14 protein-coding genes and 1 tRNA gene are annotated in these 15,856 nt (G+C 65.8%); 12 read left to right on the top strand and 3 right to left on the bottom strand.

From position 1 onward, the window contains the following. The first annotated feature begins 2 nt into the window (after positions 1-2). From nuoN to GST15_RS04315, 12 genes are all read left to right on the top strand, one after another. Positions 3-1,442: an NADH-quinone oxidoreductase subunit NuoN gene (gene nuoN, locus GST15_RS04370; RefSeq protein ID WP_159016016.1), complete on the top strand. Its 1,440-nt coding sequence runs from the start codon at positions 3-5 to the stop codon at positions 1,440-1,442. Between the two features lie 42 nt (positions 1,443-1,484). Then, a tRNA-Met gene (locus GST15_RS04365) sits at positions 1,485-1,561 on the top strand. Positions 1,562-1,784: 223 nt separating this feature from the next. Continuing rightward, positions 1,785-2,381 (top strand): ribosome maturation factor RimP, encoded by a 597-nt coding sequence (locus tag GST15_RS04360; RefSeq protein WP_159016015.1) that lies wholly within the window; start codon positions 1,785-1,787, stop codon positions 2,379-2,381. 4 nt (positions 2,382-2,385) lie between these two features. After that, positions 2,386-3,897, top strand: a complete 1,512-nt coding sequence (gene nusA, locus GST15_RS04355) for a transcription termination factor NusA (RefSeq protein WP_159016014.1) — start codon at positions 2,386-2,388, stop codon at positions 3,895-3,897. A 91-nt stretch (positions 3,898-3,988) separates the two neighbouring features. Next, entirely contained in the window at positions 3,989-6,574 is a 2,586-nt protein-coding gene (gene infB / locus GST15_RS04350) for a translation initiation factor IF-2 (protein ID WP_159016013.1), read from the top strand. A gap of 3 nt (positions 6,575-6,577) precedes the next feature. Beyond that, entirely contained in the window at positions 6,578-6,955 is a 378-nt protein-coding gene (rbfA, locus tag GST15_RS04345; protein ID WP_159016012.1) for a 30S ribosome-binding factor RbfA, read from the top strand. Between the two features lie 169 nt (positions 6,956-7,124). Continuing rightward, entirely contained in the window at positions 7,125-8,090 is a 966-nt protein-coding gene (truB, locus tag GST15_RS04340; protein ID WP_159016011.1) for a tRNA pseudouridine(55) synthase TruB, read from the top strand. A gap of 231 nt (positions 8,091-8,321) precedes the next feature. Then, a complete protein-coding gene (gene rpsO, locus GST15_RS04335) occupies positions 8,322-8,582 on the top strand; it encodes a 30S ribosomal protein S15 (protein ID WP_159016010.1) in 261 nt (86 codons plus the stop codon). Between the two features lie 184 nt (positions 8,583-8,766). Further along, on the top strand, positions 8,767-10,875 hold the full coding sequence (gene pnp, locus GST15_RS04330; RefSeq protein ID WP_159016009.1) for a polyribonucleotide nucleotidyltransferase: 2,109 nt from the start codon (positions 8,767-8,769) through the stop codon (positions 10,873-10,875). A 154-nt stretch (positions 10,876-11,029) separates the two neighbouring features. Beyond that, positions 11,030-11,707 carry a guanitoxin biosynthesis heme-dependent pre-guanitoxin N-hydroxylase GntA gene (gene gntA / locus GST15_RS04325; protein WP_159016008.1) on the top strand — a complete coding sequence of 226 codons (678 nt, stop codon included), beginning with the start codon at positions 11,030-11,032 and terminating at the stop codon, positions 11,705-11,707. Beyond that, positions 11,697-12,287: a DUF1989 domain-containing protein gene (locus GST15_RS04320; protein WP_159016007.1), complete on the top strand. Its 591-nt coding sequence runs from the start codon at positions 11,697-11,699 to the stop codon at positions 12,285-12,287. The genes gntA and GST15_RS04320 overlap by 11 nt, the downstream gene beginning before the upstream one ends. Continuing rightward, the gene (locus GST15_RS04315; RefSeq protein ID WP_159016006.1) at positions 12,277-13,356 is read left to right on the top strand and encodes a hypothetical protein; all 1,080 of its coding nucleotides are present in this window, start codon (positions 12,277-12,279) and stop codon (positions 13,354-13,356) included. The genes GST15_RS04320 and GST15_RS04315 overlap by 11 nt, the downstream gene beginning before the upstream one ends. Here GST15_RS04315 and GST15_RS04310 read toward each other — a convergent pair. Genes GST15_RS04310 through GST15_RS04300 form a run of 3 tightly spaced genes read right to left on the bottom strand, consistent with a single transcriptional unit; the run spans position 13,247 to position 15,839 of the window. Then, positions 13,247-14,242 (bottom strand): putative bifunctional lysylphosphatidylglycerol flippase/synthetase, encoded by a 996-nt coding sequence (locus tag GST15_RS04310; protein WP_159016005.1) that lies wholly within the window; start codon positions 14,240-14,242, stop codon positions 13,247-13,249. The genes GST15_RS04315 and GST15_RS04310 overlap by 110 nt on opposite strands. After that, entirely contained in the window at positions 14,242-15,009 is a 768-nt protein-coding gene (locus GST15_RS04305) for a lysophospholipid acyltransferase family protein (protein ID WP_159016004.1), read from the bottom strand. The genes GST15_RS04310 and GST15_RS04305 overlap by 1 nt, the downstream gene beginning before the upstream one ends. After that, the gene (locus tag GST15_RS04300) at positions 15,006-15,839 is read right to left on the bottom strand and encodes a GNAT family N-acetyltransferase (RefSeq protein ID WP_159016003.1); all 834 of its coding nucleotides are present in this window, start codon (positions 15,837-15,839) and stop codon (positions 15,006-15,008) included. The genes GST15_RS04305 and GST15_RS04300 overlap by 4 nt, the downstream gene beginning before the upstream one ends. Between the last annotated feature and the right edge of the window lie 17 nt (positions 15,840-15,856).

Genomic DNA, 15,856 nt, shown 5'->3' with positions numbered 1-15,856 from the left:
GAATGACGACCATGCCCACCGCCGCCGAGCTGCTGCCGGTTCTGCCCGAACTGGTCCTGACTGGCGGCGCGTTCGCGCTGCTGATGCTCGATCTGTTCCTTGACGAATCGCGACGCATCGCAACGCACGTGCTGGCGATCGCCCTGCTGCTGGTGGTCGCATGGCTGTCCGCCGCGGGCATTGGCGGGCACGGCATCGTGCTGGGCGGGATGTTCGTCCGCGACGCCATGTCGGACGTGCTCAATGCCGGCTGCTGCCTGCTGACGGCGCTGGCCCTCGTCTATGCCTGGCCATTCCTGCGCCAGCGCGGCTTGTACAAGGGCGAGGTGGCGGTGCTGATGCTGTTCGCCGTCGCCGGGATGATGTTCCTCATTTCCGCCGGCAGCCTGGTCATGGTGTACCTGGGGCTGGAGATGCTGGCGCTGTGTTCGTACGCGCTGGTGGCGATCGACCGCGACAGCCCGCTCGCATCCGAGGCGGCGATGAAATACTTCGTGCTCGGGTCGCTGTCGTCGGGGCTGCTGTTGTACGGGCTGTCGCTGTTGTACGGCGCGACGGGAACGCTGGATCTGGCCGTGCTGCGCTCCGCGATCGCCGCTTCGCCCGAAACCACGCTGCTGCTCACCGGCACCGTATTCGCCGTGGCCGGAATCGCCTTCAAGTTTGGCGCGGCGCCGTTCCACATGTGGGTGCCCGACACCTACCAGGGTGCGCCGACGCCCATCACGTTGTTCATCGCATCGGCGCCCGAACTGGCGTCCTTCGCGCTCGCGTTCCGCCTGCTGGAAGGAGCGGTCGGCCCGCTGGACGAACGCTGGCGACTACTGATGGCCGGGCTGGCCGTGGCGTCGCTCGTGGTCGGCAACCTGGTCGCGTTGATGCAGACCAACCTCAAGCGAATGCTCGCGTATTCGGCCGTGTCGCACATCGGCTTCCTGTTCCTGGGCTTCGCCGGTGGCGGCACCGATGGTTATGCCGCTTCGATGTTCTACGTCATCAGCTACGCGCTGATGTCGGCGGCGGCGTTCGGGGCCATCGTGGTGTTGTCGGGGCAGGGCTTCGAGGCGGACACGCTGGACGACTTCAAGGGACTCAACGCGCGCAGTCCGTGGCTGGCCGGGCTGGTGCTGTGCATCATGGCGTCACTGGCTGGCGTGCCGCCGTTCCTGGGATTCTGGGCCAAGCTGGCCGTGCTGCGTGCCGCGATGCAGGGCGGCATGTTGTGGCTCGCCATCGTCGGTATCGTTTTCGCGGTCATCGGCGCCTTCTATTACCTGCGCGTGGTCAAAGTCATGTATTTCGACGAGCCGGTGGGTGAACTCGTTCCCCGCAACGACCGGCCGCTGCAGATCGCTTTCGGCGTCAATGCCCTCGCATTGCTGGCGCTGGGGATCTTCTGGAATCCGCTTATGAGCTGGTGCCAGCAGGCATTCGCCGGCTGATCTTGCATTCGCCGAGGTAATTCACCATAATTCCGCTCCTGTTGCGGGGTGGAGCAGTCTGGCAGCTCGTCGGGCTCATAACCCGAAGGTCGCAGGTTCAAATCCTGCCCCCGCTACCAGCTCTCGCTGGCAAAAAAGGCTCCTCGGAGCCTTTTTCGTTTCAGCCGGGAGAGTCCAGCGGGCGCAGGCTCGCCAGGGCCGGGCTTTGCAGCTGCGTATTTGACGCGGCTGTGCCGACATCCAGCGGTATCGGACAAGGGGCCCGTCGGGCCCCTTGCTGTTTTAAGGGCCCGGGTTTGCGGTACCGAGGCATTCCTTTTTGCAGGACCAGATCGACGCGACATGACCGGCAAGGCAGATGAAATCGCAGTGTTGCTGACTCCAACCGTGCAGGCGCTCGGGCTCGAACTGCTGGGCGTGGAATACCTGCCCACGGCGGGCGGCGCATTGCTGCGGTTGTATATCGACATTCCGGCTTCCGAGGCCAGCACCGAGGCGGGTGAGCAGCGGCTGGTCGGGATCGAGGATTGCGAGGCAGTCAGCCGCGAAGTTTCCGCGCAGCTGGACGTGGCCGATCCGATCAGCGCCCATTACACCCTCGAGGTGTCGTCGCCCGGCATCGAGCGCCCGTTGTTCACGCCCGCGCAATTTGCGCGCTTCGCGGGCGAGGTGGCGAAGGTCACGTTGAAACTTCCGCAGGACGGACGTCGGCGACTGCAGGGAACCATCGTGCGGGCGGATGACGACAGCATCACATTCGACATCGACGGCAATGCATTCGCCGTCGCCGCCGACAATATCGAGAAGGCCCGACTGGTGCCCGACTGGGCCGCGCTCGGCCTGGCGCCAGCCATCGACAAGTCCGGTCGCGATGCGCGACCGGGTAAACAGAAAAACCCAACCAAGAAGCCGGCGGCCAAGCCGTCCCGTGCGGAGTGAGTCAATGAGCAAGGAATTGTTGCTGGTCGTCGATGCGGTCGCCAATGAAAAGGGCGTCCCTGAGTCCGTGATCCTGGAAGCCATCGAAGCCGCATTGGCATCGGCGGCAAAGAAGCGCTATCCCGACCAGGATGTGCTTGTGCGTGTTTCCATCGATCCCAAGGACGGCAATTACGAGACGTTCCGTCGATGGGAAGTCGTCGCCGACGATGTCGTCATGGAGTCGCCGGACCGCCAGGTGCGGTTGATGGACGCCATCGATGAAAGCGAAGGCGCCGAAGTCGGCGACTACATCGAGGAGCCGATCGAGAACCCCGATTTCGGCCGCATCGCCGCGCAGGCCGCCAAGCAGGTGATCGTGCAGCGCGTGCGCGAAGCCGAGCGCGCGCAGGTCGTGGACCAGTGGAAGGATCGCGTCGGCGAGCTCGTCACCGGCATCGTCAAGCGCGCCGAGCGCGGCAACATCTTCGTGGACCTCGGCGGCAACGCCGAAGCCTTCATCCCCAAGGACAAGGGCATCCCGCGCGACGTCCTGCGCGCCGGCGACCGCGTGCGCGGCTACCTGTACGACGTCCGCAGCGAACCGCGCGGCCCGCAGCTGTTCATCAGCCGCGCCGCGCCGGAATTCATGATCGAGCTGTTCAAGCTTGAAGTACCGGAAGTCGGCCAGGGCCTGGTCGACATCAAGGCCTGCGCGCGTGACCCCGGCGATCGCGCCAAGATCGCAGTGCTTGCCTATGACAACCGCACCGATCCAATCGGTGCCTGCATCGGCATGCGCGGTTCGCGCGTGCAGGCGGTCTCCAACGAGTTGAACGGCGAGCGCGTCGACATCGTGCTGTGGTCCGACAATCCGGCGCAGTTCGTCATCAACGCGATGGCACCGGCCGAAGTGCAGTCGATCATCGTCGATGAGGAAAAGCACTCGATGGACCTCGCCGTCGCCGAGGACAAGCTCGCGCAGGCGATCGGTCGTGGCGGCCAGAACGTCCGCCTTGCCAGCCGGATGACAGGCTGGCAGCTCAACGTGATGACGCAGGACCAGGTGGCCGCCAAGTCGGAGGCCGAGCAGGCAACCGCCAAGGCGCTGTTCCAGGAAAAACTCGAGGTCGATGAGGAAATCGCCACCATCCTGGTTTCCGAAGGCTTCAGCACGGTCGAGGAAATCGCGTATGTCCCGGTCGGCGAGCTGCTGGCCGTGGAAGGCTTCGACGAGGACATCGTCGAGGAACTGCGGGCGCGCGCGCGCGACGCGTTGTTGAACGATGCGCTGGCGGTGGAGGAGGAGGTTGACGAACACCAGCCGTCCGACGAGCTGCTCGCGCTGGAGGGCATGGACGATGAAACCGCCTTTGCCCTCGCTGGCCACGGCGTTCGTACCGTCGATGACCTCGGCGAGCTGGCGGCCGATGAACTCGTCGAGTTCGGCATCGAGGGACTCGACGAGGCGCGGGCAGCCGCGCTGATCCTGGCCGCTCGCGCCGAGGAAATCGCACGGCTGGAGCGCGAAGGCTGAGTCGGCAGGACAAATGGAAGACCGGGGCTAGAATCACCTGATGCAATTCCCACGCGTGGGCACTGCCCACGCCACAGGACACGAAATCCGCATGTCGCAACAAACCACGATCCGCAAGCTGGCCGAGCTGGTGAACGCACCGGTCGAGAAACTTCTGGAGCAACTGGCCGAGGCCGGGATGCGCTTCGAAGGTCCCGACCAGGTCGTCACCAGTACCGAGAAGATGAAGCTGCTCGGCTTCCTGCGGCGCACCCATGGCAAGGCCGACAAGCCTGCCGAGGACGATGCTGCGCCGAAGAAGATCACGCTCAATCGCAGCCGCAAGCAGGAACTCACCGTCGGTGGCGGCAAGAACCGCGCGACGGTCGACGTGCTGGTGCGCAAGAAGGTGACGCTGGTCAAGCCGACGGAAATCGGTGGCGGGCCATCGCCGACCGACGAGCATGCGGAGATCCTGCGCAAGCTGGAGGAATCCAAGCAGCGCAACCTGTCCGAGCAGCAGCGCCTGGCCGAGGCTGACCAGCTTCGTGCCGCCCAGCTGGCCGAACAACTGCGCGTGCAGGACGAAGCGGCGCGCGCCAAGGCCGAGGCTGCCCGTATTGCCGCGCTTCCTGCCGAGGAAGAGGGCGCTGCGCGCAAGCCGCACGGACATGGACATGGACACCCGAAGCCGGCCCCGCCGCGCGTCGAGGAAAAGGCCGTCCACAAGCACAAGACCCGCGGCTCGCACGCGATGGTTGCCGGCGTCGAGGACGACGAGAGCGCCGCGCGATTCGCCGGACAGTTGCACCTGAGCGCGTCCGAACGCGCCCGGCGCACGACCAGCGTTCGCGGCAAGCCCAAGCCGCGTCGCCAGTCCGAGCAGGTCCGCAGTGGTGGTGGTGCGGCGCACGGCTTCTCGCGCCCGACCGCACCCATGGTCCGCGAAGTGGCCATTGGCGAGGCGATCACGGTCGCCGACCTTGCACAGAAGCTCGCCCTCAAGGGCGGCGACGTGGTCAAGGCGCTGTTCAAGATGGGCGTCATGGCGACCATCACCCAGACCATCGACCACGACACCGCTGCACTGGTCGTCGAGGAGCTCGGCCATTCGGTGGTCCGCGCCGATGCCGACGACGTCGAGAACGTATTGCTTGCGCACGTGGAGGAAGGCGACGTCGAGCGCGAGCCGCGTCCGCCGGTCGTCACGATCATGGGCCACGTGGATCACGGCAAGACCTCGCTGCTGGATTACATCCGGCGCACGAAGGTTGCTTCCGGTGAAGCCGGTGGCATCACCCAGCACATCGGCGCGTACCACGTCGAAACCAGCAAGGGTGTCATCAGCTTCCTTGATACGCCCGGACACGCGGCGTTCTCGCAGATGCGTGCGCGCGGCGCGAAGCTGACGGACATCGTCGTGCTGGTCGTGGCCGCGGATGATGGCGTGATGCCGCAGACGATCGAGGCGGTGCATCACGCCAAGGCGGCCGGTGTTCCGCTGATCGTCGCGATCAACAAGATCGACAAATCCGACGCCGATCCATTGCGCGTCAAGAACGAACTGCTGAGCCATGACGTGGTCGCCGAGGATTTCGGCGGCGATACGCAGATGGTGGAGCTGTCGGCCAAGACCGGTGCCGGCGTCGACAACCTGCTGGATGCGATTTCCTTGCAGGCCGAAGTGCTCGAACTCCGCGCCACGCGCGAGGGCCGGGCGTCCGGCGTGGTGATCGAATCGTCGCTGGACAAGGGCCGTGGCCCCGTCGCCACGGTGCTGGTGCAGCAGGGCACGCTCAGCAAGGGCGATTACCTGGTCTGCGGCGTGCAGTACGGCCGCGTGCGTGCGCTGTTCGACGAAGCCGGCAAGCAGGTTCCAAGCGCCGGTCCGTCGATCCCGGTCCAGGTCCTGGGCCTGTCCGGCGTACCCGATGCCGGCGACGACTTCGTCGTGGTGGAGGACGAGCGGCTTGCAAAGGATGTCGCTCAGCAGCGCGATGCGAAGCGTCGCGAGACGCGCCTGGTCGGCCAGGCGGGCAACCGCATGGAAGACATCATGGCGCAGATGGGTGCGGCCGAGGCCCAGCTCAGCCTGCCGCTGATCATCAAGGCGGACGTGCAGGGCTCCGTGCAGGCATTGCGTGAGTCGCTCATCGGCCTGTCGAACGCGCAGATCCGCATCAACGTCATCGGTTCGGGCGTGGGCGGCATCACCGAGTCCGACGCCCAGCTGGCGGCGACGTCGAAAGCCACGATCATCGGCTTCAACGTCCGTGCCGACGCATCGGCCCGCAAGGTTATCGAGAACAGCGGCGTCGACCTGCGCTACTTCTCGATCATCTACGACGTGATCGACCAGGTGAAGCAGGTCGCATCCGGCATCCTTGGCGTGGAGATCCGCGAAGAGATCATCGGCACCGCCGAGGTCCGCGACGTGTTCCGCAGTTCGAAGTTCGGCGCTGTCGCCGGCTGCATGGTCGTCGAGGGCGTGGTCAAGCGGAACAAGCCGATCCGCGTGCTGCGCGACAACACGGTCATCTTCGAGGGCGAACTCGAGTCGCTTCGCCGCTTCAAGGAGAACGTGGACGAGGTGCGCAACGGCAACGAGTGCGGCATCGGCGTCAAGGCATACAACGACATCAAGCCTGGCGACCAGATCGAGTGCTTCGAGCGCATCGAAGTGCAGCGGACGCTCTGAACCGTGGCCCAGAAGTCCTTCCATCGCAGCGACCGCGTTTCAGCCCAGCTGCGCCGGGAGCTGGGGACGCTGGTGCACGAGGCGGTCAGGAACCACGGGCTGCCGTCGGTGAGCGTGTCGGACGTCGAGGTCACCCGTGACCTCGAGCACGCGAAGATATTCGTCACCGCGCTGCAGCCGGAGCGTTCGAAGGAAGCGATGAAGGCGCTCAAGGCGCTGGCGCCGGAAATCCGCTACCAGCTCGCGCAGTCGGTCAAGATGCGCCACGTGCCCGAGCTGCATTTCCAGTACGACGAGTCCTTCGACCGCGGCGAGCGGATCGACAACCTGCTGCGCGACCTGCCGGATGTCGCCACGGACGGGGACGAGACACCCGAATAGGGCGCCCCGTTCGTCGTGGGAGCGACTTTGGCCGCGAGCTCCTGATCCCGGCTCTTGTGGGAACGACGCAAGTCACGATGGCAATCGGCAAGCGAGTCGATGCGGCGCGCGGCGGCGCGTTGGACGCTCCCGCAGTTGGATTCCTCCGCGGCGCCCCTACAATTCCCCGATGAGCCAGAAGCCGCGCACCGTGTTCCGCAAGCTGCACGGCATCCTGCTGCTCGACAAGCCGCAAGGCCTCAGCTCCAACCAGGCACTGCAACGCGTCCGGCATCTGTTCCGCGCCGACAAGGCCGGACACACAGGCAGTCTGGATCCGCTTGCCACCGGACTGCTTCCGGTCTGCTTCGGCGAGGCGACCAAGATCGCCGGCGGCCTGCTGGGCGCGCGCAAGGCGTACGACACCGTCGCCCGGCTGGGCCTCGTGACCGATACCGATGATGCGGATGGCCAGGTCCTGCGCGAGCGGCCGGTTCCCCTGCTGACGATTGGCCAGATCGACGCCGCGCTGCGCAAGCTGACGGGCCGGATCCAGCAGCGCCCGCCGATCTACTCGGCGCTCAAGCGTGGCGGCGAGCCGCTGTACGCGAAGGCGCGTCGTGGCGAGCAGGTCGAGGTCGACGAGCGCGAGGTGGAGGTCCATGCCTTCGCGCTGCAGTCTGCTGGCGACCTGCTGGACGCTGGCGTGCCACTGCTGCGCCTGCATGTCGAATGCGGCTCCGGAACCTATGTGCGCAGCCTGGTCCGCGACCTGGGTGAGTTGCTGGGTTGCGGCGCCCATGTGGCCGAGCTGCGACGGCTGTGGGTCGATCCCTTCCGCGATCCGCGCATGTGGACCATCGAGGCGCTGGAAGCGCTTGCCGACAGGGGAGAGCGCAGCCTGGATGCCTGCCTGCTGCCGATCGAGGCCGGGTTGACGGCATGGCCCGAGGTTTCGATCAATCCCGCGCAGGCGAACCGCCTGGGCCAAGGGCAGGCCGTCGAGGGCGGATTCAGGCCGGCCGGTGGCGTGGCCGTCTTCGATGAGGCCGGACGCGCGTTGGGGCTGGGCATGGTCGATGAGCAGGGCGCCCTGCATGCCCAGCGACTCTTCACGTGGGCCTGCGTGCAACCACTGCGCGAGGGATGCGCATAGTCGAGCCCGCCCGCGCCCGGAGGCATTCGCGAAGGATCCAACCCCGGGCAGCGGGGCAATCGCCAAGCGCGCAGCGGCCAGCCGGCGCCTTGTCCGGGAAGGCCGTCCGGGCTACAATTCTGGGGCTTTTCCAAGCCAATTTCGGCTAATCGCAAGCGGCGGGCCCGGCGGTACTCGAGCATCGAAGGACGCTCGATGTCTCTGCTGTCCACGCATCACCCAGAGGCAACAATGTCCATCGACAGCAGTTCAGTCATCGAAGAAAACAAGCGCAGCGCCAACGATACCGGCTCCCCGGAAGTCCAGGTCGCCCTGCTGACCGCGCGCATCACCCAGCTCACCGAGCACTTCAAGATGCACAAGCAGGACCACCACAGCCGCCGCGGGCTGCTGATGATGGTCAATCGCCGCCGCAGCCTGCTCGATTACCTGCACCGCAAGGATGGCGAGCGCTACAAGGCCCTGATCCAGAAGCTGGGTCTGCGCCGCTAAACCCGATTCCACGCCGCGGCGCAGCGATGCGCCGCGGTTTGTTTTTACGCCCACCACGCGGTGTGCGGGCTACTCGCGCCAAAGGCCGGAACACAGCATCAGAGGTCGTCACGATCGACGGCCGTCCACATGCGACAGGGGTCGCATGGGGTTCAACCGAAGCAAGACACCAAGGAATTCCAACGTGGCAAAAATCACCAAGACCTTCCAGTACGGCAACCATGAAGTCACGCTCGAAACCGGCGAAATCGCCCGCCAGGCGGGCGGTGCGGTCATGGTCAAGTGCGAAGGCACCGTACTGCTGGTTACTGCGGTCGCTGCGAAAAGCGCGCGCGAGGGACAGGATTTCTTCCCGCTCACCGTCGATTACCAGGAGAGGTTCTACGCCGGCGGCCGTATCCCGGGCGGCTTCTTCAAGCGCGAAGGCCGCCAGACCGAGAAGGAGACGCTGATCTCGCGCCTGATCGATCGGCCGATCCGTCCGCTGTTCCCCGATGGGTTCCGCAACGAAGTGCAGATCATCGCCACCGTGATGTCGATGAATCCCGAGATCGACGGCGACGTGCTGGCACTGCTGGGCGCGTCCGCCGCGCTGTCGCTGTCCGGCGCCCCGTTCGACGGTCCGATCGGCGCCGCGAAGGTCGGTTACAAGGATGGGCAGTACCTGCTCAACCCGACCAAGGCCGAACTGGTCGATTCCAAGCTCGAGCTCGTCGTCGCCGGCACCGCCGACGCGGTGCTGATGGTCGAGTCCGAAGCGCAGGAACTGTCTGAAGACGTGATGCTCGGCGCCGTGATGTTCGGCCACCAGCAGATGCAGGTCGCGATCGCCGCGATCAATGCACTGGTTGCCGAAGCCGGAAAGCCCAAGTGGAGCTGGACCGCACCGGTTGCGCACGAAGGCATGATCGCCGCGCTCCGCCACGCCATCGGCGAGAAACTGTCGGAGGCCTTCCAGGTCCGCGACAAGCTCGAGCGCAAGGACACGATTTCCGGCGTCAAGAAGGAAACCATCAGCGCGCTTGCCGCTGAAGCCGAGGCGAACGCCTGGACCATTGGCGACCTGGCCAAGGAATTCGGCGAGCAGGAATACCAGACCATGCGCGACTCCGTCCTCAAGACGAAGATCCGCATCGACGGCCGCGCGCTCGACACCGTGCGTCCGATCTCGTCGCAGGTCAGCGTGCTGCCGCGCGTCCACGGCTCGGCATTGTTCACCCGTGGCGAGACCCAGGCGATCGTCGCAGTCACCCTGGGCACCGCGCGCGACGGCCAGGTCATCGACGCCGTCTCTGGCGAGTACAAGGACCACTTCCTGTTCCACTACAACTTCCCTCCCTATTCGGTCGGTGAAGCCGGTCGCATGATGGGTCCGAAGCGCCGCGAAATCGGCCACGGCCGCCTCGCCAAGCGCGGCGTGCTCGCCGTGATGCCGACGATGGAATCGTTCCCGTACACGATCCGCGTCGTCTCGGAGATCACCGAGTCCAATGGTTCGTCCTCGATGGCATCGGTCTGCGGCAGCTCGCTGGCGTTGATGGATGCGGGCGTGCCGATCAAGGCGCCGGTCGCGGGCATCGCGATGGGCCTGGTGAAGGAAGGCGACGACTTCGTCGTCCTGTCCGACATCCTCGGCGACGAGGATCACCTGGGCGACATGGACTTCAAGGTCGCCGGTACCGCCAGTGGCATCTCGGCGCTGCAGATGGACATCAAGATCCAGGGCATCACCGAGGAAATCATGAAGGTCGCGCTGGCACAGGCCAAGCAGGGCCGCCTGCACATCCTGAAGGAAATGGAAGCCGCGTTGACCGCGCCGCGCGCCGAACTCAGCGAGTTCGCGCCGCGCCTGATCACCATCAAGATCCACCCTGACAAGATCCGCGAAGTGATCGGCAAGGGCGGTTCGGTCATCCAGGCGATCACCAAGGAAACCGGCACCCAGATCGACATCCAGGACGACGGCACGATCACGATTGCGTCGGTCAATGCGATCGCCGGACAGGCTGCGAAGGCGCGTATCGAGCAGATCACGTCCGACGTCGAACCGGGCCGCATCTACGAGGGCAAGGTCGCCAAGCTGATGGACTTCGGTGCGTTCGTCACCATCTCCCCCGGAAAGGACGGCCTGGTGCACGTGTCGCAGATCTCCAACGATCGCGTCGAGAAGGTCAGCGACGTGCTCAAGGAAGGCGACATCGTCAAGGTCAAGGTGCTGGAAGTCGACAAGCAGGGCCGCATCCGCCTGTCGATGAAGGCCGTCGAGGAAGGCGAGGGCGTGCCGGCCGCGTAAGCTGCCGCTTCAACGCTGTAATGACGAAAAAGCGGGCTTCGGCCCGCTTTTTTTCTTTGCGTGAGGATCGATCGGTCGGGATGAATGCCCGCGAGAGGCTCACGTTCCGTGGACCGCCATCCCGGCACGCTTCCCTCTTTGCGAGGGAACACTCTTGGAGCCAGGCAACGAATCAGCGTCATCTGCATTCCGGGCGTTCATCGCCGATGCGTCGTTCCCCTGCGCCGGCGCCAAATCGGCCCTGGCGCAAGACAACATCAGCTTCGAGGTGGCCGGTGATCTGCGGGACCCGCATGACGATGTCGCGCTGGTCGGGGCGCTCCAGGACTTTGCACGCGATGCCGGAAACGACGACGTGTTCCTGAGCAAGGTGCTGCTGTTTCCGGCGACGCCAAGGCTGGACGAGCCAGCGTTCGAAGAGGCCCTGTGGCAACGGTTGCAGGCGCTGCACCACATCGATGCCGTGCGGTTCGAGTGGGATCCGGCCGTCAGCGACGACCCGGATTCGCCGCATTTCAGCCTGAGCATCGGCCGCCGAGGGTTCTACGTGGTCGGGTTGCACCCGGGCGCGAGCAGGCCGGCGCGACGGTTTCCGTTCGCCGCACTCGTCTTCAACCTGCATAGCCAGTTCGAGGCGCTGCGCGCCGATGGCCGTTACGCGCGGCTGCGCGACGCCATCACCGAGCGCGACGTCGCCTATAGCGGCTCGCGCAACCCGATGCTGGCGATCCATGGCGAGCAGTCCGAAGCACGCCAGTACAGCGGGCGCCGGGTCGATATGCAGTGGCGCTGTCCGTTTGCCCGGGAAGCAGGACGTCACGATGCGGCATGAAATCGCGCCGCGGTCCGGCGTGGCATTCGAGCTTTCGCGCGGACAGCGCCTGCGCGTGATCGATCCGGAGGGCGAACAGGTCGCGGACCTGCTCGCATACAACCGCAATGATGTCGGCGAGGTGCTGTCGTCGGGTCGTAGCCTGGACTACGCCAGTTGCATCTACCTGAGCACGGGGCATTCGCTGTACTCGAACCGCAGCAACGTCATGTTGCAGATCGTCGATGACACGGTCGGCCGACACGACTTCCTGTTGACGCCCTGTTCGGCGGAGATGTTCCGCATCCTTTACGGCGACGCCGACCCGCACCGTGGTTGCTTCGGCAACCTCGCCGCCGCGTTGGCGCCCCATGGCGTGTCGCCCGATGCGATCCCGACGGCATTCAACATCTTCATGAACGTCCCGGTGGACGCGACGACCGGGCAGTTGCGCGTGGATCCGCCGCTCAGCCGCGCCGGCGACCATATCGTGTTCGAGGCCACGATGGACCTGGTCATCGGGCTCACCGCGTGTTCGGCCGGGCAGTCCAACAATTTCCGCTACAAGCCCATCCACTACGAGATCCTGGATGCAGGCTGAGACGCCCGCGATTGAGCACCCGCCGCCGCTGGAGGTGGGGCGCTTCGAGCAATTGCCGAAGTGGTTGAACCTCATTCCCATGGTGTTGCAGTGGATGTGGCTGGGAGTGAAGTACGGCAGCATCACCCTCCCGTCGGCCGCGAATCCCGGCATCACCTCGGGCGGGATGGTCGGAGACGGCAAGCGCGAATACTTCGGCGCCATGGGCCCGTTGGCGCGGGCGATGACTGCGGACTTCATCGCGGTGAAGAGCCGCACTGGGCTGGCGCCATCGACAGTGACGGCGCGGATGCGCGCTGCGGACCTGTGCTTTCCGGTGGTGGCCAAGCCGGACATCGGCTGGTGCGGCTACGGCGTGCGCCTGCTGGAGGACCAGAGCGGCCTTGCCGACTACATCGCGCGCTTCCCGCGTGGCGAGACATTCCTGTTGCAGCGCTACCTTCCCGATCCGGGTGAGGCTGGCCTGTTCTACATGCGCGATCCCGGTGCGCCGGCCGGGCGCCTGATCGGGATCCTGCTTCGCCACTATCCGAGTGTCACCGGCAATGGCGTGGATATGATCGACGAACTGGTCGCCCGCGATGCGCGCCTGCGCCGCGCGACGACGAATCCCCTGCACGAATGCCGCTACGACCCGCGGCGGATCCCTGCGGCTGGTGAGGTGGTGCGCTTGTCGACGGTGGCATCGACGCGCGTCGGCGGCGCCTATGAAGACGGAACGGACTACGCCACGCCTGCCCTGGTCGCGCGCGTGGATGCCATTGCCCGCGACATGGGCGAGTTCCTGGTCGGTCGATTCGACGTCCGCTACCGGACGCTGGAGCGGCTGCAGGCCGGCGAATTCATCATCATGGAAGTCAACGGCGCAGGCTCGGAGGCCGTGCATGCCTGGGATCCGCGCTACTCGATCCGAGCGGCTTACCGGATCGTGTTCGCCAAGCAGCGGCTGCTGTTCCGGATCAGCGCTGCCAACCGGCGCCTTGGCCGCCGTCCGGTTGGCATCTGGAGGCTCGCACGCCTGTACCTGCGCCAGCAACGCGCCATCCGGCGCTATCCACCGTCGAACTGAAGCCATTTCCGCGATGTCGCAGGGACCTGATCGCCACGACGCTGGCGATCGCGAACGGCAGCAGGTTGTAGATGACGCGATAGCTCAGCAGCGACACCAGCAACTCCGGCACGTGGCCTGGCAGCATCGCGAGGATGGCCGCCTCGAACACGCCGACCCCGCCGGGCGCATGGCTGACGATCCCGAGCAGAGTCGCGCCGACGAAGATCGGCACGAACTGGACCAGCGTCGGCATATCGGTCGTTGCGGGCAGCAGGACGTACAGCGCTCCCAGTGCAGCAGCTGTTTCGAGCACACCAACGATGAGCAGCCCGACCATTCGGAGCGGGCCGGGGCGTGGCCACGCGGACAGGCGGCGCACACGCTTCATCGCGGCCGGCACGACACACGCGAGCAGTGACGAGAAACCAAGTGCGACGACAAGGCCGATCACGCCAGCCTTCAGCCAGCCCTGCGCCAGCACCACTGCGGTGATCACGCCGGCGGCGAGACAAGCCGCGACCACTGCCATCAGGCGAGCGATGTCGGCCTTGCCGATGGTCTGGGGACGATACAACTGATACCGCAGCACGCCTGCCGTCAGTGCATGGAAGCCCAGGGTGTTGGCGATCGCATGCGTGATCGCGCCCACCCGCAACGCGGTCAACGCGGGAATGCGTCCCAGGGCGACCTGTTGGCTCCCAAACCATTCGTATCCGGCCAGGCACGCGAAGCTGACCGCAGTCGCCGCGAGCGACCAGCCCAATGCCGCGGGCGATGTGTCGCGCCAGGCGAGGGCCAGTTGTTCCCGTGACAATCCATGCAGCAGTCGGCGCAATTCCCACACCACGGCTGCGGCCGCGAGCAACGCGCCGCACCAGCGCGCGGATCGCCACCATCGCGCCATCAGGCGGAAGCGACCAGGGCGCTGGCGACTGCGGCCTGCGCCGCGCTGGCAAGCATCTTCCGCGACGCCGCGGCGTCCTTCGGCAATGGCGCATGGAAGGTCAGGCGGACACGTGCGCCGCGCGTGCCGAGGAACCTCATGAGGTGCGGGCCCAGGCTCGCGTCGCCGTGATACGCGTACAGGTCGCGATGGGCCACCCCGACGGCATCGCCATCGATCGATTCCACCGACAGGGTGAGCGGTTGCAGCGTGACGTCAGCCCACGCGTTATCGGCGGCGAACACTTCGAACAGGGCCGGCTTGAACGGCAGGACGGCCGAGCCATCGGATGTTGTCCCCTCGGGAAACACCACCAGGCTTCTTCCGCTGGACAATGCGCCTGCAAGGGACGTTCCCACGTCGGCAGCACGCCTTGACGCGCGGTTGATGAAGACGGTTGCCTGCAATCGCGCAAGCCTGCCAAACACGGGCCAGCCGCGTATATCGTCCTTGGCGACAAAACTGCACTTGGCGACACTGCCGATTGCCATGATGTCGAGGTAGGACAGGTGGTTGGCGATCCAGACCGTCTGCCCGCCGTGCATCGTGCCGCGAACCTCGACCACGATGCCCATCACCCGGCAGGCGAGGCGGTGGAACAGCGCGGGCAGCCATGCCGCGAAACGCACGTCTCCCGGCAAGGCCGCAACCCATTGCAGCGGCGCCAGCACGCCGATGATCGCCATGAGCGACGCCGTCTTGACCGTCTGCCGGGCGACGCGCCTCAAGCTGACCCGGCGATCGCCGCCTCGGGCGTCGCGACGTCGTCCAGCCGACACAGTGGGCGCTTCAGCGCGCGTTCGTAATGATTTACGTATCGGCGCGTGAGTTGCGCCGTTGGCATGACGATGCAGATGTCCACTGAGTTGAACGCGCGGTCGATGCAGGCTCCCTCACCAACGCTTGCGCCCAGCCGAAGGTAGCCCTTGACGAGTGGTTCCAGCTTCGAGAACGCACGCCGTGGGTCGATCCAGGCCTTTTCCAGCAGGTCCATCCGCGTGCTGTCCGCTCCGATCGCCCGCGGCCGGATGTGCCGGGGCGCCAGGTGGAAGTGGTGCAGGTAGGCTAGTTGTTCGCGCAGCTTCATGGGATCGGTACCCCGCAGGCTCGCGCAACCGAACATCAGCCCGATGCCATGGTCCGCGACGTACGCGGCGATGGCTCCCCACAACAGGTTCAGTACCGCGCGACCGCGGTACTCGCGCAGCACGCATGAACGCCCCAGTTCGAGCGTGCGCTCGCCGGTGGACACCAGCGGCGAGACGTCGAATTCGGCGCTCGTATAGCCGTCCGCGGATGCGGATTCGTTCGCGTCCCGGCGCCTGAGGCGATACGTGCCGACGACCTGTCCTTCGCACGGCGGGCGCGCATGGTCGATGACGATGAGGTGGTCCATCCGCGCGTCGTGCGCATCGGCATCCCGTCGGCTGGCCCGCTGCTGGTCGCTTGCCGTCGCGCCCCATTCCTCGTGGAAGACGCTGTAGCGCAGGCGCTGCGCTGCATCGATTTCCGCTGGTGTGTTGGCGAGGCGGGCTTCGATCCTGAAAGGGAGACTCATGGGCCGCGCACGCCGTT

The organism is Cognatiluteimonas profundi, assembly GCF_009792795.1.
GTDB classification, from domain to species: Bacteria; Pseudomonadota; Gammaproteobacteria; order Xanthomonadales; family Xanthomonadaceae; genus Cognatiluteimonas; species Cognatiluteimonas profundi.
The sequence above is the reverse complement of the archived record's forward strand: the minus strand, read 5'-3'. Positions and strand labels throughout refer to the sequence as shown.